We start from the raw sequence: 23,399 nt of genomic DNA, 5'->3' as shown, positions 1-23,399 counted from the left end.
ACCGCGTGCAAGTTTTTTTCTTGCGCCGCTGTCCGGTGAAAAAGGGCTGCGAACATACGACCTTTGGCTTTCCGAAGTCAAGCGATTTTATCGCTGTAAAACTTCTGTTGCAACCTCCCGCTTTGTGGTGGTTGTGCCACTGTTTGCTTACGCCATTCAAAGAGCTTCCCTTCGATAAAACAGCCCCGTTTGTGCGGGGCCGTTGTTGAAGGAGCTGCAATATGCACCATCGGAAAGGCCCGATGCTGTGAAAGGTTGCAAGTCATCAGTTGTAAGCTATGAACCGTTTTGGTAGCTGGGGTTTTCGTGCCTTATTCCATCACCCACAGGGGAGCTGTCACAGCCCCCGCTGGTGTCTGCAACCGAAGCAAATACGCCCCGGCAGCAATCCTCGCGGGCAATGGAATTGAGTAGGAACCAGCTTCAACACGCCCCTCTGCAAGATTTGCCACGCACTGGCCAACAAGGTCATGCAACGTCACCGCTACCGAAGCCGATTCCGGCACCGCAAACCTGACCATTGTTGACGACGTTGCCGGGTTAGGAATCGCCTGCAACTGGTACTCTGCGGCATTGCTCGTTTCCCCGACGCTGCTGGTTCCCGACGGAGCATTGTAGATATGCCCCGCGCCACCATACTCCTCCTCGAAAAGGCGAATAAGCTCAACAAAGGTGACGATTTTCACCTCCCCACGTGCCTGCATTTCCAACAATGGCTTCACCACCGTGTCCTCAAATGGTTTGGTCTCGCCGGGCAGCCGCCCTTGTCCGGTGCTGAAGGTTGCGGTTAAGATTTTGTCGGAAGAGATGGCCCCGTTTTTGTACAGATCCACCAACTGGCGAACTCCCTCCACCGTGCTTGCATACTGGCCCACAGCATAGACGTTCGCGTTGGGGTCATCAACGAAGTAGTTGTAGCGGTCTTTTGGTCGCCAGACACCGGAAGGGGATGGGTCGTTGACGTGGTTTGGCGTGCCGCTGCCAATCAAGATATTCCCGGGCCAGACATACCACGGATACTTGCTCCCCCGCAGCGGCTGGCGGAATCGGTCCCACTCCTGAAAGTTTGGCGACTCGGGATCCCACACGTGCCCACCGATTACCGTTGTTGGCTTCACCCCCAACGAGTCAATCAGGCAAGCAACGTCGGCGTAGTTGTAGCCTTTTTGCTCGTGCGAGTGCGGGTCAACCGATATTCCCATATCCTCCTTGATGAACCGCACAATGTTCTTCCCATTGGTTTGCGCCATTAACTCCGGCGTTTCCCATTTCAGCGCAGCCTCCAGAAACAACCACTCTGGTTCCCAATTGAACGCCACTCCATTCCGCTGGATCATTCGGCAGAACTCCACCAGCGCGGCCCGATTCTGCACGTAGCGTTCCTGCGAGACTTGGCTGGTGAGGTCCCGCAGAAGATTGTCCTCATTGTGCATGAACAAGCAGACATACACCACTCCGTTTTGTGGCGGACTCTGCCCGTATAACCTCCCTATGGCACAGAGTAATGCGATCGCAAAAATGATAACCGAGATCGGTGATAAGCGTACGGTGCGTTCCATGTCAATACCTCCTTACCCTCTTGATTCTGTGAACGGATGTGTTGCGGTGGTAGGAGGCAGGGAGGGGGCGATGGTTCCCTGAAAAAGCATCAAGGAGGCAGGGCAAAGCGGGAAGATCAGCATCATGGAGTTCTACAAAGCAGCACGGGGAAGAGAATCCAGTTCTCTTCCCCGTGCTGCTTTCTGTCATGGACTCAATCCCTTTTCCTAAAACCGCATCACCTTCCCAATCCTTTCCTTGATCGTCTCCACGGTTGGGACCACGGCTTCCATTAAGGTGAGGTTGTAGGGGATTGGGATGTCGGGGGTGGTTAGCCGCTCGACCGGGGCATCAAGATGGGTGAAGGCCTCTTGCGCTATCGTTGCGGCAATCTCGGCACCGAAACCGCAGGTTAGGTTGTCCTCGTGCACCACAATGCAGCGGCTGGTTTTGCGAACCGAACGGAGCACGGCCTCGCGATCCCACGGCATCACGGTCCGAAGGTCCAACACCTCCACGCTGGCTTCCACCTGTGCGGCGGCTTCCAATGCCCGATGCACCATTTCCCCCCACGTCACTATCGTCACCTCCGTCCCTTCTTTCACCACGTTGGCAACACCAAAGGGGACCATGTAATCATCGCCAGGATAGGGGCGGCGGGCCTCCTTCGTGTCCAGCAAGGCGCGATGCTCGAAGAAGAACGTGGGATCGTTGCTGCGAAGCGCGGTCCGCAGCAGCCCAACGGCATCGGCGGCGTTGGAAGGGAAGGCAACGCGCCACCCAATCAAGTGAGCATAGATTGACTCACCACTAACCGAGTGCCACGGGTCCCCAGTTTTTTTGCCAAACCCAACCGGAATCCGAACGACCATCGGCGCGGCAAAATTGTTGGCGGTGCGCCAGCGCATCGTTCCGCAGTCGTTGATCTGCTCGTGAGCCGGGTCCGCGTACTTGCGGAATTGGATCTCCGGAACCGGCATCAGCCCCGCGATTGCCATGCCGACCGAGCGGCCAATAATCCCCTCTTCATTCAGCGACGTGTCGAACACCCGCGACTCCCCAAAACGGATTTGCATATCCACCGTTGCCCCATGCACCCCCCCTTTCTTCCCCACATCCTCCCCAAAAACCAGCACGCGATTGTTCGCCTCCAACTCCTGCATCAGGGTGCGGCGGACGGCATCTATCAGATTCATCCGTGGTCCGTTTGGCGCGGGTTGGTCGGTCCCATGAAGCCGTTTTCCGTAGGCCTCGGCTCCAATTTCTGGAAGATCACCCCCCGTTTTTTGGATCATCCCTTCGGTGTAATAGACGTTCTCTTGGGCATGGGCAATTTCCGGATCTGGCGCAGCGGTGGCGCGTTCGGCGGCGGCGGCAACTTCGGCGGTGGCTTCGGCCTCCAGTTCCCCCCATTTCTCGGCAGTCAGCACCCCTTTGCCGATCAGGTAATCGCGCAGTTTGGGAAGCGGGTCGTTTGCCCGTTCCTCCTGCAGAAGCTCGGGGGATTTGTAGGCCTGGGTGTCAACAAAGGAGTGGCCGCTTAGCCGTGGGACTTTCAGATGGAGCAGCACCGGCCCCTTCCCGGAACGGATGTGGGCCACGGCCTCGGAAATCAGCCGCGAGGTCTCTTCGGGATCGGTCCCGCTGCCGCTTATCACCCGCAGGTTCTGGAAGGAGCCAAGGTTCTGGGCAATGTTCGCGCCAGGCGTTTGATAGATGCCCGGAACGGAGATTCCAAACCCGTTGTCTTCAATAAAAAACAAGTAGGGAAGCTGGCCGACGGTGACGATGTTCAGCGCGGCCCAGAATCCGTTGGTGGCGCAGGAGCCATCCCCCCCCAATGCTGCGGCCATCGCCCCGTTCCATTCCGATTGCTGCAACACCTCGGCACGGTACCGAATCGCTTGGGCCCATCCGGCGGCAGGGGAGTATTGCGCGCCAACGTCGCCGCTGGTGGGAAGCACCGTTGCCCGCCCCCGCGACGGCAGATTATGCACCACCCCAATATCCCGCCCCTCGCTGATGCCGCCGCTGCGCCCCATTGTGCTCCGCAACGCCTCCTCCGGCGTAAGCCCTTGTGCCAACACAAACGGACGGGAGCGATAATAGACGGTGGCAGCATCGTGCGGGTGGTCCATCAGCATCCCAAGCAGAATTTGCGCAAGGTCATGCCCACGCGAGGAGAACTGATAGGTGATAAGCCCCCCAGGAACCAGTTTCGATTCCTCGATATGGTCCAGCGCACGGCTAACCAGAAGCTGCCGCGCAACCGCCAGCCAATCAATGGGCGATGCAGCCGCTGGAGTGGTGGTGGCCGCCGCACCGTTTGTGGCATTTGCCTTCGGCTTGCCGTTGGCTGCTTGGGTTGTTGGGGTTGTGGTCGAACGTTTCGCCATTGTGGTTGTTATGCTTCAGGAATGGATTGATTGATGGAAGAGTGCAAAGATAGCCCAGCCGAGAAATGGGGGGCAATCCTTGAATGTGTTACATGGCGTGGGAAGCGGGAATCGCTTACCACTGCAACGACACCCCAATGCCAGGATTCACGGGGTTGAACCAGATGCGCGACGTAAGGTCCTCGTCAACATTGAAATCGAACAGGTGCGCACCAACGTAGGCATCAACCATGCAAAGGATGTCAATCCCCAAGTAGTAGGCGATGTTTACGTCGCGTTCATCCCGGTAGATTTCACGGATTTGTTTCAGCCGAGCGTAGGCGTTGTCGGTTTCGGGCGTGGCCGCCACCAGGTTGGCTTGGTCGCGATAGAGGTTGTGGTAACGAACAGCCTGGAAAACGAAAAACCCCGCCACCCCAACAAACAACGGAGCTTTCCAATACTGCTCGTTGTACATCTGCCCCCCACCCGGAATCAGCGATAGCAGAACCGCCGTTGTTGGGTTTTTGGTCATCGCTGTGCTGGGGGCTGCGGCAACGCTGTCGGCGGGGGTGGGTGGCGCGATGGTGGTATCCGCCCCCTGGGCCGTTGCCATTGCTGCGGCCAGCAGCAGCAAGCAGAAGGTGGAGAGAAGAACGCGAATCATGCAATCGCGGCAATGGCTTCAATTTCAACCAGCGCATCCTTTGGCAGGCGTGCGGCTTGCACCGTTGAGCGCGCCGGCGCGGAATCGCCGAAGACCTCGGCATAGATGCTGTTGACGGCCCCGAAATCGTTCATGTCTTTCAGGAAAATGGTGGTCTTCAGCACGGACCCAAAATTTGCGCCGCCAGCTTCCAACACCGCCCGCAGGTTTTCCAGCACTTGCCGGGTTTGCGCCTCAAGGCCATGGGCAAGGTCGCCGGCTGGGGTCAGCCCGATTTGCCCGGCGGTGAACAGCAGGTTCCCGAACACTTTCCCCTGCGAGTATGGGCCGATAGGAGCCGGAGCTTTTTCAGTGAAAACGATCATCAGGTTTATTGAGAATTGTTTGCGATTGGCTTGCGGGGAACCGGAGGCTTCTTCACCACCCGCCAGGCTTGATTGGCCAGCCATCAGCTTCCGGTTTCCGTCCCCGAACATACCGAACCACCGGCTGTTGGCAAGGGGGGAAAATCGCTGGGGCGAAACACTGCTACATTTTCCCAGGCTTCCAGGCTTGACACGGTTTGCGCCAAGAACGTATGTTTGCCCCTCGTTGTGCCGGGCCCGTAGCTCAGTTTGGGAGAGCGCTAGAATCGCACTCTAGAGGTCGTCGGTTCGATCCCGATCGGGTCCACGTGTGGATTGAAGGTGATGTTCTTTGATAACAACAAAGCATTCTGCTGGTGGTTTTGCATCCTTCCTTTGCTGGGGGATGCGCCCCTTGCTTGCCGGAGTTGGCTTCGCTATGTTTGCCCTCCGTCATCCGTTTGGCAACCCAGCAATAACTGCCCTGTGGTGTAACTGGCAACACGTCTGACTCTGGATCAGAAGAGTCCAGGTTCGAGCCCTGGCGGGGCAACTTCATCGCTTTGTTTGGATATTTCCCCGATCCATCTGCCGCGTTCGTCTAGGGGTCTAGGACGCTGGCCTCTCACGCCGGTAACACGAGTTCGAATCTCGTACGCGGTACCAAAACAACAACGCCCGACTGCACCAGTCGGGCGTTGTTGTTTATTGCCATTCCCCCTAAAATTTGTACCCGAATCCAATCGCTAACACTTCCCGGATTTGGGTTGATGGCCCAATCGTTTTGTCGTCGCGGGTGATCTTCACCTTCTCATCGTACAGCACATCCAGCGCAACGCTTGCGGTGATGTAGTCATTCACTTTCAGCCCCAACAACGATTCCCACGTCACCACCGCTTTGTCGAATGTTGAGTAGGCGGAGAAGACATTCAGCCGCGAGCTGAGCGTCACGTTGGTCATCAGCTCCTTTTTGAATGTGGCGTTCAGCAACGCGCCAAGCTCACTTTTCACCTTCTTCCCCGGGTCCACGCCGAACGCCCCGGCTGCCGACAGTTCGTCGTCCATCACAAGGATCAATCGGTTAGAAACTGGCGCAAGGAAGACCTCGAAGTAGCTGGCGGGCTTCCACGTGGCACCAAGACCAAGCGTGACGTAGGCCGGTGCAGCAAACCGCGAGATGACCGTAGGGTCCCCGGTTGCGCTGTCTATCTTGTCGTAGTTGAAACCATCGCTCAGTTGGGTGCGGGCATCAAGCAAGCCGCTGTAGAATAGCTGGTCGGTGGCCTTGTAGCCATACTTGGAGATCACGATCACTTTATCATCGCTTTTGCGGAAATCTTGTTCGGCAAGTTTTGTGAAACCGTAGCCAACCTCCAACCCATTATCCCACGTCGAGACCTCGGTCTTCATGTTGCCGAACAGGTTCACCAGCCCTGCGATTGCTAACGTGTTCTGGCCACCACCGGCCCAGTTGGAAAGCGCCACCTGCGAGAAGTTCACCCCAACTTGCCCTCCCGTTTTCCATGTGGTGTCTGGCGGTGTGGCCTCCTGCGCTTTTGCCGCAAGCGTTGTTAAAATCAGCGTAAGAAGTCCGTGGCAAAGGGTTCGTGTTGTCATGCTGTGCTCTCCCAAAAAGGTGTGCGAAGGTTTGATTCCTTTCTGCTGCGGGCGGATGCCCCTTCCCTGCGGTTATGGTTGCACCGCCGTGTGGCGGTGGTCGTGTTGATGATCCTCATCAGCCTGGCTGCTGGTGTGGCCGCAGCAATGGCTGTTGCAGCTGCTGGCAGCAAGCGGGTCGGCAACGGTTGCGGTTGCCGTGGCGGCGGACCCGGCGGCGGAAGCAATCGCACTTCCGCGCAGCAGTCGCAGGCCGTTGGCCACCACAATCAGCGATGCTCCCATGTCGGCAAACACCGCCATCCAGAGTGTGGCGTAGCCCAGCACCGCCAGCACGAAAAATATCAGTTTCAGCCCCAGGGCAATGGCGATGTTTTGCCACAGCACCCCGAACGCCCGCCGCGACAACCGGATGAACTCCGGCAGCTTCCGCAGGTTGTCCTCCATCAGCGCAACGTCGGCGGTTTCCAGCGCCACGTTTGTCCCCGCCGCGCCCATCGCAAAGCCAATGGTTGCGCCGGCCAGCGCGGGCGCGTCGTTGATCCCATCCCCCACCATTCCGGTTGAGCCGTGCGCCTGCCGGAGCTGCTGCACCGCCGCAATTTTGTGATCGGGAAGAAGCTCGGCACGGACATCGTCAATCCCCAACTGGGTGGCGACCGACCGGGCCGTCAGGGCGTTATCCCCCGTCAGCATCGCTGTCTTCAGGCCCAGCTGGTGAAGCTCCGCAATCGTTTCGGAAGCGTTCTGGCGGACGGTGTCCATCACCCCAATCACCCCCAGCACGGCGGTGCGGTTCATCACCACAACAGCGGTTTTTCCGTTGGCCTCAATCGCCGAAAGTTTTTCTTCAACATCGCTGTTGCACACCTGCAAGTCATGGGCCAGGCGGTGGTTCCCAACCCAGATCGTCTCACCCTCCACCACGGCTTGGATACCCCGCCCGGGGAGCGCGGAGAATTCGGAGATCACCACCTCCGGCTCATCCACGTGGTGGCGATCGTGCTCGGCAACAATGGCCGCGGCTATCGGGTGCTCCGATTTCACCTCCACCGCCGCTGCAAGGTGGAGCAAGTGGTCGGACGGGATGTTGTTGAAGGTGATCACGTCGGTGACGTGCGGCTTCCCTTCGGTCAATGTCCCGGTTTTGTCCAGCGCGATGCAGCGCAGGTTCCGGCCAAGCTCCAGATAGATTCCCCCTTTAATCAAAATCCCCCGCCGCGCCGCCGCCGCAAGCCCGCTGACGATGGTCACCGGGGTGGAAATCACCAACGCGCAGGGGCAGCCAATCACCAGAAGCACCAGCGCACGATGGAGCCAATCAACCCAGCCGGCAGCAAAGAAAAGCGGCGGCACAATCGCAACCAGCACCGCAATCGCCACAACAATCGGCGTGTAGATTCCGGCAAAGCGGTCCACAAACCGTTCGCTGCTGGAACGGTTGCCAGCGGCCTGCTCAACAAGCTGCACAATCCGGTTGATGGTGCTGTCGGCAACGGCCCGCGTCACCCGATACTCGAACGCCCCGCTTCCGTTGATGCTGCCGGCGAACAGCTCATCGCCCGGGGTTTTCTCCACCGGCATGGATTCGCCGGTGACGGGCGCTTGGTTCAGGGCCGAGGCACCGCTAACCAGAACTCCATCCAACGCCAGCGATTCGCCAGGCTTCACCCGAACGATGTCGTTCACCAGCACGTCCTCCGCCGCCACCACTTGCCAAACATCGCTGCGGCGGACGGTGACGCGGTCGGGGGTAAGCTCCATCAGCGAGCGGATGGCGTTGCGGGCGCGGTCTAGGCTGCGGGCTTCAATCAGCTCGGCAACGGCAAACAGGAAGATCACCATTGCCCCTTCGGCCCACTCGCCAATCATCACCGCGCCGATGGTTGCAATCGCCATCAGGAAGTTGATGTTCAGCGTAAGGGTCCGCAGCGAGTTCCACGCTTTTGGGGCAACCTTCCACCCGCCGGTGATGATCCCAACCGCCGCAACCGCCCGGATCAGCGTGGCCGATTCCTCCATCCCGCCAACCACAAGCCCTTCGGCAGCGATTGCGCAAACCCCAGAGATCGCCGCCAACACCACCCCGGACGATTGCCACCACGGATTGGAAAGGACCGGAAGCTCCACACGCTTGGCCGCGCCATCGTGAATAATCGCCTCCATCCCCAGCGTGGCAATGGCACGCACCAGGTCGGTTGCATCGGCAAGGGAATGCTGAACCGTCAGCGTGCGGCTGATAAGATTAAAATCCAGATTCTGGATGCCGTCGCGGCCCGCCAGAAGGTTGCGGATCATCCGCTCCTCGGTTGGGCAATCCATCTGTTCGATACGTAGCTGCGTTGTGCTCATGTCTGCCTGCAAAATGATAATTCCTTGTTCCATCTCCAATCAAACTCCATTGCGAAATTGCTCCAACCCCACCTTAATGATGATGCTCCTGCAGCTCCCCTTTCTGCCGTTGCGACTTCAAGTAGAACACCCCTTTCACGGCAACGCGCTCCCCTTCGGCAATTCCTGCACGGATGATCGCTTTCCCCGAGGCTTGCGACTCCACCTCCACCTGCACACGTTCAAACGTTCCAGGTTCATGCTCGCGATACAGGAAATACTCACCCCCCTGCTGCTCCAACGCATCGGCGGGGACGCTGAGCGCGGTGGTCCCCACGGGGCGTTCAAACTCCACGGTGACGAAGGTCTCCGGGCGCAAATGGACGTTGGGATTATCCACCGCCACGCGCACCGTGACGGTTCGGGAATCGGGGTTCACCGTTGGGGCAATGAAGATGATCCGCCCGGCGTGGCGGTGGCCGTCGGCATCGCGCACAAACCCGGTGCGCCCCACCGTTATTTCGCCAGCAACCGCCGGCGGGACCTGCGCATCGGCCCAGACGACGTTCGTGTTGACGACCTGGAAAGCATCCTTGCTTGGCTCCACATACTCCCCCAAGGCCACATCCCGCTGGGCAACCACCCCGGCGATTGGGGAGCGGAGAAGGATGCGAGGATTGAAAGCCGTCTCTTCCGAAATCTTCTCCGGATTAATCCCCAGCGACCGCAACCGCGCTGTGGTGGCTTTTGCCGAAGCCGTTGCCAACCCCCAAGCCGACTCCGCCTCCTCCAAATTTTTCTTGGACCCAACTCCATCGCTCACCAGCTGGCGTTGCCGCGCCAGCGTTGCTTCGGCTTTTGCCAGCTCGGCACGCGCTTGCAGATACTCCCCTTTCAGATTGCTCACATCGAACGCCTCCAGCTCCGCCAGCGGGGTTCCGGCGCGGACGTGATCCCCCTCCTTCACAAACAGCTTGGTGACGCGCCCGGCAATCACCGGTCCCACGTGCGCAACGCCATCTTGCGTTGGCATCACCCGCCCCGGTGCTGTCACCACGGCGTTGACCGGCTGGCGCTGCGCCGGCTCCACCACGATTCCTGCTTCCTTCATCGCCGCCGGGGTAAGGGTGATCTCGCTTCCGTGTTCATCCCCGTGTTCGTGGCCCTCATGTTCGTCGCCGTGTTCATCCCCATGCTCGCCACTGTGGGCTTCCCCCTCGTGGTCATGGCCCTTTTCCTTCTGTTGTTGGCTTGTGCTGTCGGCATCCTGTTTGGCGGGGGCGCCGGTGCCGGAGCATCCGGCAAGCAGGCACAAGGCAAGCGCAGCCGCCACGGCCATGCACCAATGGAACCGCGCAGCAGGGAAGAACCAGCGTGATGAACGTGAGGCCATGATGATATTCTGATGAATGGATTGTTGATGGATTGGTTGTTGAGGAACTGGTCGTTGGTGAATCGTGTGGCTCATTTCCCACCTCCGCTGCCGGTAAGAAGTTGAAGGCCCAAGCGAAGGCGTTCGGCAAGGGCGGCGGCCTCGGCAGCGTCGGCGCGAAGCTCCACGAAGGCGGCTTGCGCGGTTAATGCCTCCAAGTACGTTGCCTCTCCCTGTTGATAGAGTTGCAAGGCAATCTGGTACGCTTTGGAAGCCTGGGGCAACACCCCTTGCTGATACTCATCGGCGGTGCGTTGCGCGGTTTGGTACTGCTCCCACGTTAAGCGAAGCTCGGCCAACATCTCCCGCTCGATTGCCGATGCTTCCGCCTGGCGAATCGCTTCCTCGGCGGCGGCGGCATCACCCGGGCCGCTGTTCATCCATCGCCACAGCGGAACGCCCAGCCGAACGCCGCCGCCATAGTATCCGCCAACAGCATCCACCGTTTGCAGGGAGTACTCCAACGTGAGCGAAGGGTAACCCTGCATGGCCACCGCTTTCCGCTCGGCGTTTGCGGCTTGGGTGGCATACTTTGCCGCTTGCAGCTGGGGGGCGTTGGCCCTGAGTGCCGCCTCCAACTGGTCGAACGTTGGCACTGCCGCGCCCGCAGGAAGTACGTTGGGAAGTTGAACAGGCTCGGCAGGCGAAGCACCAATCACCAACCGAAGCTCGGTAAGGGCTTGCTGGTATCGCCCTTCGGCAACGCGCTGGCGGCGTTGCGTTGTGGCCAACGCAAGCTGCGCTTGGGCCGCTTCCAACGCGCCAATCTCACCAGCATTTCGTTTGGCCTCCGTCAGCCGGGCAAACTCCCGCGCAACCCCGGTCGCGCTGTCGGCAAGCTGGGCGGCTGTGCGGGCGGCGTAGGCATCGTACCAGGCCAGGGCCGCACGCCGCTGGACCGCACGCTCGTCCGCTTTGCGCTCCCACGTGGCTTGCTCCAAGCGTGCGTTGGCCACGCCACTCCGCGCCCCAGCCAGCGTTGGGAAATCGAGGGTTTGCGAAACCCCAACCGCGCTGTTCCCCTTTCCCACAAGCCCCGGGGCTGCGGATTCATCAACCGTGTAAAACACCTCGGGGTCGGGCAGAAGCGACGCGCCGGACAACTGGCCACGCTCCCGCTGGATAACCGCATCGCCACGGCGCAACAGCGGCGAAGCAGCCACCGCACGGCGTTGCGCTTCCTCCATGGTCAGGGGCGTTTGCGATTCGGCACGCTGGGCCGCGGCAACGCAGCCAATGGCCACCATCAGCAGCACGACCGCCGTATTCCCGGCACCATGCGGGACTGGCGATGGAGTTGGCGATGGAGTTGGAAGCGGGCCGGTGACGTCCAGCACGTGGTCGCTGGGGGGCTGGCTGCTTCCAAGCCAATCGTAAATGATGGGAAGAATGAAAAGGGTGAGAAAGGTGGAGGAAACCAGCCCGCCGATAATCACCGTGGCAAGGGGGCGTTGCACCTCCGCGCCGGCCCCGGAAGCAAGCAGCATCGGAACAAAACCGAAGGCCGCCAACGCAGCAGTGGTGACAACCGGGCGCAACCGCTCCTCGGCACCGGCCAGCACCGCTTCGCGCCGGGGGAATCCTTCGGTTTGGAACTTCCGGATTGCGGCCACCATCACAATGCCGTTCAGCACCGCGATTCCGAACAGGGCGATGAAGCCAACGCCGGCGGAAATGGAGAACGGCAGCCCAGCAATCACCAGCCCGCCAATGCCCCCAATAATCGCCATCGGCACGCAAAGGAAGATCATCACCCCTATCCGTGCCGAACGGAAGGTTTGGAACAGCAAGCCAAAGATCAGCGCAAGGGCAATCGGAACAACAATGGTTAGCCGCTGCGATGCCGCCTGAAGATTTTCGAACTGGCCGCCAAACGTGATGTTGTATCCGGCGGGGAGCTTCAGTTCGGCGGTGATCTTGGCGCGGACCTCGTTCACAAAACTTTCAACATCGCGCCCGCGGACGTTGGCTTGGACCATCACAAATCGCGAACCGTCCTGGCGCAGAACCCGCGTGGGGCCTTCCTCCAACGCCACCGATGCCAGTTCCGACAACGGCACGCGAGGCCCGGAAGGGGTGCTGACCCAGATATTCCCAATCGCTTCCGCGTTGTTGCGTGCTGGCTCGGCAAGGCGAACCACAACGTCGAACCGTTTCTCACCTTCGGCAACTTCGGCGGCTTTCATCCCGCCAATGGCGGTGCGGATAACGTCGTTCACCTCCTCCACCGTCATCCCGTACCGTGCGATTGCGGCGCGGTTGGGGCGGATCACCAGCTGCGGCAGCCCTGACGTTTGTTCCAGCGTGACATCTGCCGCGCCGGGCGTTCCGCGAAGGATGCGGGCAACCGATTCGGCAGCGGGGTTCAACGTCTGGAACTCCTCCCCGGTGATCTTCACCACCACGTCGCCGCGCGCGCCGGCAATCAGCTCGTTCATCCGCATCTCAATCGGCTGCAAGAATTGAACGCCGGCCCCCGGGACATTTTTCAGCGCTTGGTCCATTGCTTCCACCAGCTCCGCTTTTGTTCTTCCGGTGTTCCACTCCTCGCGGGGGTGAAGCATCACGTAGGCATCGGCAAGTTCCACCCCCATCGGGTCGGTTGAGATTTCGGCGCGCCCGGTGCTGCTAACAACGGTGCGGACTTCGGGGAATTTTTTCAGAATGGCTTCCACGCGGTTGGTGATCTGCTGCGACTCGGTAAGCGACACCGAGGGGATTCGGATGATGTGCATGGCGATATCCCCTTCGTCCAGCCGTGGGATAAACTCCCCCCCCAACCGGGTGAAGGTGAAGATTGCGCCAGCAAGCAGCAGCACCGTTGTGGGGACAATCACCCAGCGCATCCCCAGCGAACGCCGCAGCAGCGGCGCGTACCACCGTTGCAGCGTTGTGATAATCGGGGAGTGGCGGACCCGCCCCTGCTTTTTCAGCACCAGCGAGAGCATTGCCGGAACGTACGTGACCGACATCAGCAGCGCGCCAACCAAGGCATACGCCACGGTAAGGGCCATTGGGCGGAAGAGCTTCCCTTCGATCCCTTGAAGGGTGAGTATCGGGAGATAGACCACGATGATGATGATCTCCCCAAACTGCGCGGCCTTCCGAACCTCCACCGAACCGGCATAGAGCAGCCGGCGCATCTCCACATCGGTAAGGGGAACGCCCCCCGATTGCCGGTAGCGCGACTCCAGCATCCGCAAGCAATTCTCGACGATAATCAGCGAGCCATCCACCACCAGGCCGAAGTCAATCGCCCCCAACGACATCAGGTTTCCTGACTGCCCGGTTAGCACCATCATAATCCCGGCAAAAAGCATCGAGAGGGGGATCACCGAGGCAAGCACAATCCCCGCGCGAAGGTTCACCAAAAACAGAAGCAGCACCCCAACCACCAGCAGCGCGCCCTCCATCAAGTTGGTAATCACGGTGGTGATGGTCCGGTCCACAAGCTCTTCGCGGTCGTAGTATGGCTCAATCACCACCCCGGGGGGAAGCGCGCCGCGAAGCTCCTCAATCCTTTGCTTCACGGCATTGACGGTGACGCGGGAGTTTGCCCCTTTCAGCTGCATGGTGATGCCGGTCACCACTTCCCCTTTTCCATCTTGCGAGGCGGAACCAAAACGGATTGCCGCGCCAGGCTGGACGTCGGCAACGTCGGCAAGCAGCAGCGGCGTTCCCCCTGGCGAAACGCGGATGACGGTGGATTGCAAATCAGCAATCCCCGTTGCCAGCCCAACAGAGCGCACCGAATACTGCTCCGGCCCATTCTCGATATACGCCCCACCGGCGTTTCCGCTGGTGCGGGCAACCGCCTCGAAAACCTGGCGAAGGGTGATGCCGTAGGCCGCCAACGCGTCGGGGCGAACAAGGATGTGGAACTGCTTGACAAATCCCCCCAGCGAGTTGACTTCGGCAAGGCCCGGCGTGCCAAGCAATCCGCGCCGGACGATGTAGTCCTGCACCGTCCGCAGGTCCATTGCCGACAATTTGCCGGTGGTGTCGCGGACGATGTAGCGGAAAATCTCCCCCAACCCGGTGGATACCGGCGCAAGCTCTGGCCGCTCAACTCCATCGGGGATAAGCTCTTCGGCTTCGCGCAGTTTTTCCAGAACTTGCTGGCGGGCGAAATAGATGTCAACATCATCATGGAACACCACCGTGACCACCGACAGACCCGACTGCGAAAGGGAGCGAAGCTCCGCAAGGTCCGGCAACGATTTCAGCGATGTCTCAATCGGAAAGGTGATGAACCGCTCCACCTCAACCGGCGAAAATGCCGGGGCCGAGGTCAGGACTTGAACTTGATTATTGGTGATGTCGGGGACGGCATCAATCGGCAGCCGGCTGAAGGCATACACCCCCCCGGCAGCAAGCCCCAGCACCGCCAACAACACAAGCGCGCGATGCCGGAGCGAGAACGCAATAATTGCGTTAAACATGAACGTGGCTCCAAGTTTGGTGAATAGAGGATAGCGACCCGACACCGCAGGCGGACAAGAACTATCCGTGCGGCATCGTTGCTGCGGTAGCGTGGGACCTACTTGGAGTTATGAAAGCGGGACGTGGTCGGGGTTGTCGGCAACCCCGTCGGATGGTGTTTCGATGTAGGAAAGGAACAGCGGGGAAACGGGATGGGGGGAATCGGAAACGTGAACCGTTGGCTGCAATGCCGGGATATGGCACGGGCAGGAACAGAAGCAATGGTCGCAGGCATCGGTGTGGCTGCTGCCGTGGCGGCTTTCCCCTTCCTGTTCGTCAGCGGCGGCGCAATCCCCCTCGGCAGCGTGCGCGGCGGCGGGGAGCGTGCCGTGGGTTGGTTCATCAACGCATGGGAGCGACCGCTCAACAATCGAGAAGATTGCCAGCAGCAAACACACAATCGTATGAGTTATGGATTGGCCCATGGGGGTTCGCGTTAAGGCCGCAAATATAACCGCTGCCGCCCACTGAACAAGCCCAACCGCCGCCGCGCTGGCGATGCGAAGTAGTATCAACCATTCGTTTGGAAGTATATTCGCCAGAAATTTTCCAAGCATCAGCATGGTCAACCCTGAACGAAAAAACCATTGGGAAGATGTGTACCGGACCAAATCGCCGGACCAGGTTAGCTGGACCCAGGCGGTTCCATCGCCATCGTTGGAGATGATTCGGGAGCTTCGGCTACCCCACTCCGCGCCAATCATTGACGTTGGCGGCGGCGACAGCCATCTGGTGGATTTCTTGCTTGCCGAAGGCTTCACCGACATCACCGTGTTGGATATCAGCAGCGAAGCATTGGCGCGGGCGAAGCAACGGCTTGGCGAACAAGCCACGCGGGTAACGTGGGTGGTTGCCGACATCACGGAGTTCGCGCCGCAACGCCACTACGCCGTGTGGCACGACCGCGCCGTCTTCCACTTCCTTACAAAACCGGAAGAGATTGCGAAGTACGTTGCAACCGTTTCGGAATGGGTGACGGGCTTCTTGGTGATTGGGACATTCGGCACCGACGGACCGCGAAATGCAGCGGGCTGGACGTGACCCAATACTCCGCATCATCGCTGTCGGGGCGGTTCAATCCGGGGTTTGCCGCACGGGAATGCCGTGACCACGACCACCAAACGCCGTTCGGAACATTGCAGCGGTTTGTCTTTTGCACGTTGGCGGCAACCTGAATCAGGCTCCGCTCCCCTCCTCCAACATTGTTGGCCTTTACCCATTTCAATCCCGCATCAACGTTTGCCACGCTGGCCGCCGCGCCAGCCGCGCAGATTACTCTACACTCATTGCTTAACCTTTCAACCATGAACATCATCTTTTTTGGCGCGCCCGGCGTGGGCAAAGGGACGCAAGCCGCACTGCTGGCCGAACGCCTTGGGGTTCCGCACATCTCAACCGGGGCGATTTTCCGCGCTGCAATCCAATCGGGCCAGGAGCTTGGGCAGAAGGTGAAATACTACACCGACAACGGCCTTCTGGTCCCCGACGAGCTTACCACCGAAATCGCCGTGACGGCACTGAACGAACCGGAGTGCGCCAACGGCTTCATCCTTGATGGATTCCCGCGCAACCTGGGCCAGGCCGAAGCACTATCTGCCGCGCTTTCCGCAGCCGGGCGGGCAATCCACCGCGTGGTGTATCTGACCGCACCGCAGCAGGAAATCGTCCAACGAATGCTAAGCCGTGGCCGCGCCGACGACAACGAGGAAGTGATCCAACGCCGATTGGAGGTGTACGACCAGGAGACCGCGCCGGTGCTGGGATTCTACCGCACACACGCCGCCGATGTGGTGACGGAAGTGAACGGATTGGGGGACGTTGCCGAAGTGCAGGAACGGATTGTTGCCGCGTTGGGCCAGTAAGCCAGCAATGGCTGCGCGTTGCCATTATCACATCTTCCAATTTGGACCTCTCTGCCAAATGAACACGCCCACCAACCGCCGTGCCGATGGCGCAACGCAGGAAGAGCTTGCGTTGGAATACCTGCTGGGCATAGGCTACCGGTTGGTGAAAAAAAACTTCCGGTTTGGGAAGGTTGGTGAGATTGATTTGGTGATGCGCGACGGCCCGATCTACGTGTTTGTTGAGGTGAAGGCGCGGCGCAGCCACGGGTTTGGAACGCCCGAAGACGCGGTGACCATGGGGAAGCGGCGGCAAATCCGCAAAGTGGCCGAAGGCTTCATCCACGTCAACAAGATGAGCGACTACGAAGCCCGGTTCGACGTGGTGGCGATTGATTACGTCACCGGGCGGGATGGCCAGCCGGAGATTCGCCACCACAAAGATGCCTTCTAACAACCCCTTGCGCCAATGCGTCCCGACGACTCCAAACCCATGAACATCCAAACCATTGCCGTCCATGCCGGCCACGCGCCCGGCCCGGCGGCGGCAGGGGCAATGCAGCCGGTGGCTCCGGCCATTATCCTTTCCAGCACCTTCCAGCGGAACCCCGACGGGACCTACCCGGAAGGCTACATCTATTCCCAAATAGATAACCCGAACCGCTCGGCACTGGAATCCACGATTGCTGCGTTGGAAGGGGGAAGCCACGGCGTTGCGTTTGCCTCAGGCTCGGCAGCGATGATGGCGGTGCTGCAATCGCTGCGGCCCGGGGATCACGTGCTGGCCCCGCTGGCGATGTACTACGGCAGCCGGACGATGCTCACCGGCATCTTCCAGCAATGGGGGCTGCACACAACGTATGTGCCGATGGAGGACCTTGCGCAGGTCCAGGCGGCAATCACCCCCGCCACGCGATTGGTGATAACCGAAACTCCATCCAACCCCACGCTCCGAATCACCGACCTTCGCGAAGTTTGCCGCCTTGCCCACGCCGTTGGCGCGTTGGTGTTGTGCGACAACACATGGGCAACCCCAATCCTGCAACGCCCAATCCAGCTTGGTGTGGACCTTGTGCTTCACTCCACCACCAAATACATTGGCGGCCACAGCGACCTGACCGGCGGCTGCATCGTTGCCCGCGAAGGGTGCCAACTCACGGAGTCAATCCGGCAGTGCCAGGTTGTGGGGGGCGCGGTCCCTTCCCCGTTCGATTGCTGGCTTGCGTTGCGGAGCATCCCAACGTTGCCGCTGCGTGTGCGGGCGCAATCGGCTGGGGCGGCTGCGGTGGCCGATTTCTTGCAGCAGCATCCGCGCGTCACTGCGGTCCATTATCCCGGGCTTCCGCTTCACCCCGGGCATGGCGTTGCGGCAAGCCAGATGGAATTATTCGGCGGGATGCTTGCCTTCCAGGTGGATGGCCACCGCGCCGAAGCAATGGCCGTTGCGGCCCGAACCCAGCTGTTCACCCGCGCCACAAGCCTGGGCGGGGTTGAAAGTTTGATTGAACACCGCGCATCGGTGGAGCCGCCCGAAAGCGGAACCCCGGAATCCCTGCTTCGCGTTTCCATCGGCCTTGAACATCCCGATGATTTGATTGCCGATTTGGAACAAGCGCTTGCTGGATAGCCGCCGCCGAAGCAATCGGCACGCGGGTTCCGGGCCATTAACAACTCACACAATCTTCGTTCGCTATGCGTTTCCTTTTTCCGATTCTGGCCACCTTCGTTTTTTGCTCCGCGATTGGTTGCGCCCAGCCGCACCCGGATTCCAACCCCGTTGCGATCGCCCAGCAGTTTGTTGGCCACCTTTCCGCCGGACGCTACGCCGATGCCGTTGCGATGATGGATGCCACCATGCAATCGGCAATGCCCGAGGCAAAGCTGAAAGAACTTTGGGGACAATTGCAGCAGCAGCTTGGCCAGTTCACCGCCCTGACCGGGGAGACACGGACCGAAAAATTGCAGGGCTACGACATCTGCTACGTGGCCTGCAAGTTCACCAACCAGCACATTGACACGAAGGTGGTGATGGACCCGCAAGGGAAGGTTGCGGGGCTGTTCTTCCTTCCGGCAAAATCGCAATCGGGCGCGCTGCCGGACTATGTGATTCAGGGGAGTTTCACCGAGCAGGAGGTGAAGGTTGGAAGCGGCCAGTGGGAGCTGCCCGGAACTTTGACGATTCCCAACGGCAAGGGACCATTCCCCGCCGTGGTGCTGGTCCACGGGTCCGGCCCGAACGACCGCGACGAGACGATTGGCCCAAACAAGCCGTTCCGCGACCTTGCCTGGGGGCTGGCCTCGCAAGGGATTGCCGTGCTACGCTACGACAAACGGACGCTGACCCACCAGATGAAAATGGCGACGATTGCCAACCTGACCGTGAAAGAAGAAGTGGTGGACGATGCCGTTGCTGCCGTGGCGATGCTCCGCACAAACGGAGCGATTGACCCAAAGCGGATCTACGTTTTGGGGCACAGCCTGGGCGGAATGCTTGCCCCAAAAATTGCCGCCGCCGATCCGAAAATTGCCGGGCTTGTGATCCTTGCCGGAGCCACCCGCCCGCTGAACCATGTGATCGTTGAGCAGATGACCTACCTTGCCGGGCTGGACGACACGATTGACGCAAAAGAACAAGCCCAGCTGGCCATGCTCACCAAGCAAGCCGCAACCATTGACCAACTGCAACCCGGAAGCACCCAAAGCCCCGCAGAACTGATGGGGGTTCCGGCCTCATACTGGCTTGACTTGAAAGGGTACAACGCCCCGGTGCTGGCTTCCACGCTGCTGCGAAAAATCTTGGTCCTGCATGGGGGGCGCGATTACCAGGTGACAAAAGACGACCTGGTGAACTGGCAAGATGCGCTTGCCGCACGGGGCCACACCACCTTCAAAACATTCCCCAATCTGAACCACCTGTTTATGGCCGGAACGGGGATCAGCAACCCGACCGAGTACGAAGTTGCCGGGCACGTTGCGCCGGAGGTGATTGCGGAAATTGCGGGATGGATAGGGAAGTAACCGATGCAACGCCACCGGGACCTCCATCCATCTCCATTTCCATCTCCATCCACTTCCCCGCTTGCCATCCGCACCGAGTTGCTTCGGAAGGAATTCCGCCGCCTCCGTCGCCAGCCTGGGGTTGCGGGGTTCTTGCGGGGGCTGGCTGGGCGTGGCCCGGAAGAAGTGACCGTGGCGGTGAAAGGGCTATCCCTGCAAGCCGAACGTGGCGAGCGGATTGCGTTTATCGGACCGAACGGATCGGGGAAATCCACCACCATAAAAATGCTGACGGGGATACTTCACCCCACCAGCGGCCATGCCGAGGTCCTGGGGTTCAACCCGTGGCGGCAGCGGAAGCAGCTGGCGTTTCAGCTTGGGTCCGTCTTCGGCCAGAAATCTCAGCTTTGGTTCCACCTCCCTCCAATCGAGACTTACTACCTCCTCTCAAAAATCTACGAGCTTGAGGGCCATTTCTACCGCCAGCGGCTGGACCAGTTGGTGGAGTCGTTCGGGATTGGCGAATACCTTACCACTCCGGTCCGGAAACTTTCGCTGGGCCAGCGGATGCGGTGCGAAGTGGTTGCCAGCCTGCTCCACAACCCCTTGCTTCTGTTGTTGGACGAGCCATCCATCGGGTTGGACGTGGTGGCGAAAGGGCTGCTGCGGGAGCATATCCGAGCGGTAAACGCCAGCGAAGGGACCACGATTTTCATCACCTCGCACGATGCTGGCGACGTTGAAACGCTGGCCGAGCGAGTGGTGGTTATCAGCGAGGGTGAGGCAATTTTCGACGGTCCGGTGAGCGACCTGCGCGAGCGATTCCTGCGGGGGAAGCGGCTTGAGGCCACCCTTGCCGAGCCACTATCCCCGCAGCTTACGGCCCAGCTTACCGGCGATGCCAGCCTTACCGGCCACCCGTGGCAAGTGGCCGCCGCCCAGCCGTTCCGAATCGTGTTGAACCTTTCCGGCAACCGCCCTGGCATCACCCGCGATGCCATCACCTTCCTTACCGAGCGTTGCGCCGTGGAGGATATCACCATCACCGAGCCGCCGATGGAGGAAGTGATCAGGGCGATTTACGAAGCCCAAGCCAGCGCGTAGATAAGCGAAGCCAAAGGCCGCAAAACCCCTGCCGGCGCGGTTCATATTTGCCACAACCCTACACACGCCGCCCCCTTTTTTGGGCCAGGGCAATCGCTATCTTTGCCGGTTCAAAAAAAATTGAAGCAGTAAAACGTCTGCAAACTCAATAACTCAATCAGGAGAACGACTCTCAATGAAGAAAGCATTTGCGATGCTTGCGCTGGGCCTGGGATTGGCAGCGTGCGAGCAAGGTGGCGGCAGCGCCAGCAGCGGGAAACCGCAATTCAACGGCCAGATGGACAGCGTCAGCTACGCCGTCGGGTTGCAGATGGGGCAATCGGTCCGCCAGGACTCGATCAACATCAACCCTGACCTTGTGGCCAAAGGGATTGCTGCCGGAATGAAAGGGGACTCCAGCGTGATGAACCAAGCCGCGTTCGTGGCCGTGATGACCAGCTTCCAGCAGACCATGATGCAGAAGCAGATGGCCAAGCAACAACAGCAACAACAAGAAATGAGCGGGCAAGGGGAAGCAAACAAAGCCGAAGGGGAGAAATTCCTTGCCGAGAACAAAGGGAAGCAGGGGATCGTCACCACCGCCAGCGGGCTGCAGTACCAAGTGATTGAGCCGGGAAGCGGAGCCTCGCCAAAACCAACCGACAAAGTGAAAGTGAACTACCGCGGAACGCTGATTAACGGCACGGAGTTCGACAAAGGTGATGGGATTGAATTTGCCGTTGGTGGCGTTATCCCGGGTTGGACCGAGGCAGTGCAGCTGATGAAGCCAGGGGCGAAATTCAAACTGTTTGTCCCAAGCAATTTGGCATATGGCGAGAATGGTGCGCCGCCAAAAATTGGCCCGAATGCCACGCTGATTTTTGATGTTGAACTGCTTGAGGTGAAGGCTGGCGACGGCGCAGCAGCAAAGCCCGACATGAAGTAAAGACACCGGCAGCCAACCATTTTTCAATAACTACTTAGCGGCCACACGGCCAGGATACAAGAACCGATGAACAAGTGGATAACGATACCGGCAGTGCTTCTGCTGCTGGTGTGTGCCGAGGCCTCGGCGCAGAAAGGGAAGAAGCCGGCGGCCCCCGCAACCCCAACAATGCAGACCTCATCCGACAGCATCAGCTACGCGATTGGGTTGAACTTGGGGAAAAGCCTGAAGGAGAACAGCATTGCCGTTACCCCGGCGATGGTCTCCGCCGGCGTGGCCGATGGCATAGCGGGAACCGCAAAACTGACCGACAACCAAATCCAACAATTGCTGATTGCCTTGCAGCAAGAACTTGCCGCACGCCAGGGCGCGCAGGGTGGGGGCCAAACGCTATCGCAAGGATCAGCACCTCAACAAGGACAAAACCAAGTGCCACCAGAACAACTTGCCGCGCAAAACAAAGCGCAAGGGGAAGCATTCCTTGCCAAGAACAAAACGGAGCAAGGGGTGATAACCACCGCCAGCGGCCTGCAATACCAAGTGCTGACCGAAGGGACCGGGGCATCGCCAAAAGCCACCGACAACGTGAAGGTCCACTACACCGGAATGTTGCTGGACGGAACCGTGTTCGACAGCTCGGTCCAACGTGGCGAACCGATCAGCTTCCCGCTGAACGGTGTGATTGCCGGCTGGACCGAAGGCCTGCAGCTGATGAAGGTTGGCGGCAAAAACCGCCTGTTTATCCCAAGCGACCTGGCCTACGGCCCGAACGGCTACCCAGGCTCGCCAATCGGCCCGAACGCCACGCTGGTGTTCGACGTTGAACTGCTGGGGATTAACCAGTAACTCCGCACCAACGCACACCGCGCAAACGCGGCACGCACAACAACGCAACGCCGGAACGAATGAGCTTCGTTCCGGCGTTGTTTTTTCCCAAAAGCCAACAAGTGCTTGCCTGTTTCACTCGTTGGGCTACTTCACCTTTACCTGCATTTTCAGTTTCACGCTGTCGTTGCTGACAACCCGCAGTTGGCGTGGGCCAGCGGGTGGGCGGGCAATGGTTTGTGGCGGATCGGCCTGGTCCGGCTCCGTGGCTTGCGGCTTGCTGGCGGCGGATGCGGCATCGGCAGAGGAGGAAGAAGCGTTGGAGGGAACGGCTACTTTGCTCATCCGGTTGTTGCTGTCGCCCGTGGCCCGCTTGGCTGCGGGGGAAACCGCCGCTTCCGTGGAAGGTGTGGCGGCTTCTGGGGTTGGAAGGGTGCTGGCAGGATCGGTGCTTGGTTCCGGCAACGCCAGCGGTTGCGATTGCGGCACGGCAACGGAAGGCGTTGCTGGCATTGGCTTGGTGGTGACAGTGGCGTTTGGTTCCTGCATCATCACATATCCCCCAACGCTTAGCCCCGCCACAGCAACCGCCCCCAAGAATCCTTTCAGCAATCCTCCGGAAGCATACCAGGCCGCGCCGCCAGCGGCAATCCCTGCCGGGGCTTTCGCCGCCGCCAAGGACTCCATCACCCGCAAGCGGGTCAGGGCATGCTCGGCGGGGAAGGCGGCCAGGTCGCTCCGCACGGTGGCGCGGATTAACTGCTCGGCCTCCAACGCGGCACGCAACCCTGGGTCCGCAGCAAGCTGCGCCGCAAACTGGGTTTGCTCCGGTGTGGTCATCATGCCGTTCAAGTAACGGTCAATTGTTGATTGGCTATGGTTCATTGTGGGAATCCGTCAATTGCCGGTGCGTAGCGATT

18 protein-coding genes, 3 tRNA genes and 1 pseudogene (1 of these 22 running past the window's edge) are annotated in these 23,399 nt (G+C 59.9%); 12 read left to right on the top strand and 10 right to left on the bottom strand.

The window, feature by feature from the left end; all coding sequences use genetic code 11:
• On the top strand, positions 1-209 hold the 3' portion of the coding sequence (locus IPM61_08910) for a hypothetical protein (GenBank protein MBK8911436.1). 157 nt of this gene lie to the left of the window's left edge; 209 of the gene's 366 nt are visible here — the last part of the coding sequence; its start codon lies off the left edge, out of view; its stop codon occupies positions 207-209.
• Between the two features lie 102 nt (positions 210-311).
• Here the strand turns inward: IPM61_08910 and IPM61_08905 are convergent, their stop codons facing one another.
• The 4 genes from IPM61_08905 to IPM61_08890 all read right to left on the bottom strand — a co-directional run bounded on the left by IPM61_08905 (position 312) and on the right by IPM61_08890 (position 4,946).
• On the bottom strand, positions 312-1,433 hold the full coding sequence (locus IPM61_08905; protein ID MBK8911435.1) for a T9SS type A sorting domain-containing protein: 1,122 nt from the start codon (positions 1,431-1,433) through the stop codon (positions 312-314).
• Positions 1,434-1,766: 333 nt separating this feature from the next.
• Positions 1,767-3,935 (bottom strand): pyruvate dehydrogenase, encoded by a 2,169-nt coding sequence (locus IPM61_08900; GenBank protein MBK8911434.1) that lies wholly within the window; start codon positions 3,933-3,935, stop codon positions 1,767-1,769.
• Positions 3,936-4,050: 115 nt separating this feature from the next.
• On the bottom strand, positions 4,051-4,581 hold the full coding sequence (locus IPM61_08895; protein ID MBK8911433.1) for a hypothetical protein: 531 nt from the start codon (positions 4,579-4,581) through the stop codon (positions 4,051-4,053).
• A complete protein-coding gene (locus IPM61_08890) occupies positions 4,578-4,946 on the bottom strand; it encodes a RidA family protein (protein ID MBK8911432.1) in 369 nt (122 codons plus the stop codon). Before IPM61_08890 ends, IPM61_08895 begins: the two co-directional genes overlap by 4 nt.
• 233 nt (positions 4,947-5,179) lie before the next feature.
• Between IPM61_08890 and IPM61_08885 the strand changes: the two genes are divergently transcribed.
• The 3 genes from IPM61_08885 (at position 5,180) to IPM61_08875 (ending at position 5,591) form a co-directional block, all read left to right on the top strand.
• A tRNA-Ala gene (locus IPM61_08885) sits at positions 5,180-5,253 on the top strand.
• A gap of 152 nt (positions 5,254-5,405) precedes the next feature.
• A tRNA-Gln gene (locus IPM61_08880) sits at positions 5,406-5,478 on the top strand.
• 37 nt (positions 5,479-5,515) lie between these two features.
• Positions 5,516-5,591 (top strand) — tRNA-Glu (locus tag IPM61_08875).
• 54 nt (positions 5,592-5,645) lie between these two features.
• On the opposite strand, the gene IPM61_08870 is transcribed toward IPM61_08875, so the two are convergent.
• The 5 genes from IPM61_08870 to IPM61_08850 all read right to left on the bottom strand — a co-directional run bounded on the left by IPM61_08870 (position 5,646) and on the right by IPM61_08850 (position 15,350).
• The gene (locus IPM61_08870; protein MBK8911431.1) at positions 5,646-6,542 is read right to left on the bottom strand and encodes a DUF3078 domain-containing protein; all 897 of its coding nucleotides are present in this window, start codon (positions 6,540-6,542) and stop codon (positions 5,646-5,648) included.
• 72 nt (positions 6,543-6,614) lie between these two features.
• Complete coding sequence (gene cadA, locus IPM61_08865; protein MBK8911430.1) at positions 6,615-8,894, bottom strand: cadmium-translocating P-type ATPase; 2,280 nt, start codon at positions 8,892-8,894, stop codon at positions 6,615-6,617.
• Positions 8,895-8,967: 73 nt separating this feature from the next.
• On the bottom strand, positions 8,968-10,266 hold the full coding sequence (locus IPM61_08860; protein MBK8911429.1) for an efflux RND transporter periplasmic adaptor subunit: 1,299 nt from the start codon (positions 10,264-10,266) through the stop codon (positions 8,968-8,970).
• A gap of 71 nt (positions 10,267-10,337) precedes the next feature.
• Positions 10,338-14,747 (bottom strand): CusA/CzcA family heavy metal efflux RND transporter, encoded by a 4,410-nt coding sequence (locus IPM61_08855; protein ID MBK8911428.1) that lies wholly within the window; start codon positions 14,745-14,747, stop codon positions 10,338-10,340.
• Positions 14,748-14,855: 108 nt separating this feature from the next.
• The gene (locus IPM61_08850; protein ID MBK8911427.1) at positions 14,856-15,350 is read right to left on the bottom strand and encodes a hypothetical protein; all 495 of its coding nucleotides are present in this window, start codon (positions 15,348-15,350) and stop codon (positions 14,856-14,858) included.
• Between IPM61_08850 and IPM61_08845 the strand changes: the two are divergent.
• From IPM61_08845 to IPM61_08810, 8 genes and pseudogenes are all read left to right on the top strand, one after another.
• Positions 15,349-15,962, top strand: a pseudogene (locus IPM61_08845) (class I SAM-dependent methyltransferase). The gene IPM61_08850 and the pseudogene IPM61_08845 overlap by 2 nt on opposite strands.
• A 129-nt stretch (positions 15,963-16,091) precedes the next feature.
• The gene (locus IPM61_08840; GenBank protein MBK8911426.1) at positions 16,092-16,649 is read left to right on the top strand and encodes an adenylate kinase; all 558 of its coding nucleotides are present in this window, start codon (positions 16,092-16,094) and stop codon (positions 16,647-16,649) included.
• Between the two features lie 58 nt (positions 16,650-16,707).
• A complete protein-coding gene (locus tag IPM61_08835; GenBank protein MBK8911425.1) occupies positions 16,708-17,082 on the top strand; it encodes a YraN family protein in 375 nt (124 codons plus the stop codon).
• Positions 17,083-17,121: 39 nt separating this feature from the next.
• Positions 17,122-18,255, top strand: coding sequence for an aminotransferase class I/II-fold pyridoxal phosphate-dependent enzyme (locus IPM61_08830; protein ID MBK8911424.1), 1,134 nt, complete (start codon positions 17,122-17,124; stop codon positions 18,253-18,255).
• A 65-nt stretch (positions 18,256-18,320) separates the two neighbouring features.
• Complete coding sequence (locus IPM61_08825; protein ID MBK8911423.1) at positions 18,321-19,646, top strand: alpha/beta fold hydrolase; 1,326 nt, start codon at positions 18,321-18,323, stop codon at positions 19,644-19,646.
• 3 nt (positions 19,647-19,649) lie between these two features.
• A complete protein-coding gene (locus tag IPM61_08820; protein MBK8911422.1) occupies positions 19,650-20,729 on the top strand; it encodes an ATP-binding cassette domain-containing protein in 1,080 nt (359 codons plus the stop codon).
• A gap of 175 nt (positions 20,730-20,904) precedes the next feature.
• A complete protein-coding gene (locus IPM61_08815; GenBank protein MBK8911421.1) occupies positions 20,905-21,654 on the top strand; it encodes an FKBP-type peptidyl-prolyl cis-trans isomerase in 750 nt (249 codons plus the stop codon).
• Positions 21,655-21,822: 168 nt separating this feature from the next.
• The gene (locus tag IPM61_08810) at positions 21,823-22,500 is read left to right on the top strand and encodes an FKBP-type peptidyl-prolyl cis-trans isomerase (GenBank protein MBK8911420.1); all 678 of its coding nucleotides are present in this window, start codon (positions 21,823-21,825) and stop codon (positions 22,498-22,500) included.
• 126 nt (positions 22,501-22,626) lie between these two features.
• On the opposite strand, the gene IPM61_08805 is transcribed toward IPM61_08810, so the two are convergent.
• The gene (locus IPM61_08805) at positions 22,627-23,364 is read right to left on the bottom strand and encodes a hypothetical protein (protein ID MBK8911419.1); all 738 of its coding nucleotides are present in this window, start codon (positions 23,362-23,364) and stop codon (positions 22,627-22,629) included.
• Between the last annotated feature and the right edge of the window lie 35 nt (positions 23,365-23,399).

The organism is Chlorobiota bacterium, assembly GCA_016710285.1.
Taxonomy (GTDB): domain Bacteria; phylum Bacteroidota; class Ignavibacteria; order OLB7; family OLB7; genus OLB7.
This window is presented reverse-complemented; position numbering and strand designations above follow the sequence as displayed.

Excerpts from the sequence above, each read along its gene's own strand:
- IPM61_08820 (MBK8911422.1), top strand. The coding sequence starts at position 19,650 with ATGCAACGCCACCGGGACCTCCATCCATCTCCATTTCCATCTCCATCC.
- IPM61_08860 (MBK8911429.1), bottom strand. The coding sequence starts at position 10,266 with ATGGCCTCACGTTCATCACGCTGGTTCTTCCCTGCTGCGCGGTTCCAT.
- IPM61_08840 (MBK8911426.1), top strand. The coding sequence starts at position 16,092 with ATGAACATCATCTTTTTTGGCGCGCCCGGCGTGGGCAAAGGGACGCAA.
- cadA (MBK8911430.1), bottom strand. The coding sequence starts at position 8,894 with ATGAGCACAACGCAGCTACGTATCGAACAGATGGATTGCCCAACCGAG.
- IPM61_08905 (MBK8911435.1), bottom strand. The coding sequence starts at position 1,433 with ATGCACAATGAGGACAATCTTCTGCGGGACCTCACCAGCCAAGTCTCG.
- IPM61_08815 (MBK8911421.1), top strand. The coding sequence starts at position 20,905 with ATGAAGAAAGCATTTGCGATGCTTGCGCTGGGCCTGGGATTGGCAGCG.
- IPM61_08825 (MBK8911423.1), top strand. The coding sequence starts at position 18,321 with ATGCGTTTCCTTTTTCCGATTCTGGCCACCTTCGTTTTTTGCTCCGCG.
- IPM61_08810 (MBK8911420.1), top strand. The coding sequence starts at position 21,823 with ATGCAGACCTCATCCGACAGCATCAGCTACGCGATTGGGTTGAACTTG.
- IPM61_08900 (MBK8911434.1), bottom strand. The coding sequence starts at position 3,935 with ATGGCGAAACGTTCGACCACAACCCCAACAACCCAAGCAGCCAACGGC.
- IPM61_08850 (MBK8911427.1), bottom strand. The coding sequence starts at position 15,350 with ATGCTGATGCTTGGAAAATTTCTGGCGAATATACTTCCAAACGAATGG.
- IPM61_08835 (MBK8911425.1), top strand. The coding sequence starts at position 16,708 with ATGAACACGCCCACCAACCGCCGTGCCGATGGCGCAACGCAGGAAGAG.
- IPM61_08830 (MBK8911424.1), top strand. The coding sequence starts at position 17,122 with ATGAACATCCAAACCATTGCCGTCCATGCCGGCCACGCGCCCGGCCCG.
- IPM61_08890 (MBK8911432.1), bottom strand. The coding sequence starts at position 4,946 with ATGATCGTTTTCACTGAAAAAGCTCCGGCTCCTATCGGCCCATACTCG.
- IPM61_08855 (MBK8911428.1), bottom strand. The coding sequence starts at position 14,747 with ATGTTTAACGCAATTATTGCGTTCTCGCTCCGGCATCGCGCGCTTGTG.
- IPM61_08805 (MBK8911419.1), bottom strand. The coding sequence starts at position 23,364 with ATGAACCATAGCCAATCAACAATTGACCGTTACTTGAACGGCATGATG.
- IPM61_08870 (MBK8911431.1), bottom strand. The coding sequence starts at position 6,542 with ATGACAACACGAACCCTTTGCCACGGACTTCTTACGCTGATTTTAACA.
- IPM61_08895 (MBK8911433.1), bottom strand. The coding sequence starts at position 4,581 with ATGATTCGCGTTCTTCTCTCCACCTTCTGCTTGCTGCTGCTGGCCGCA.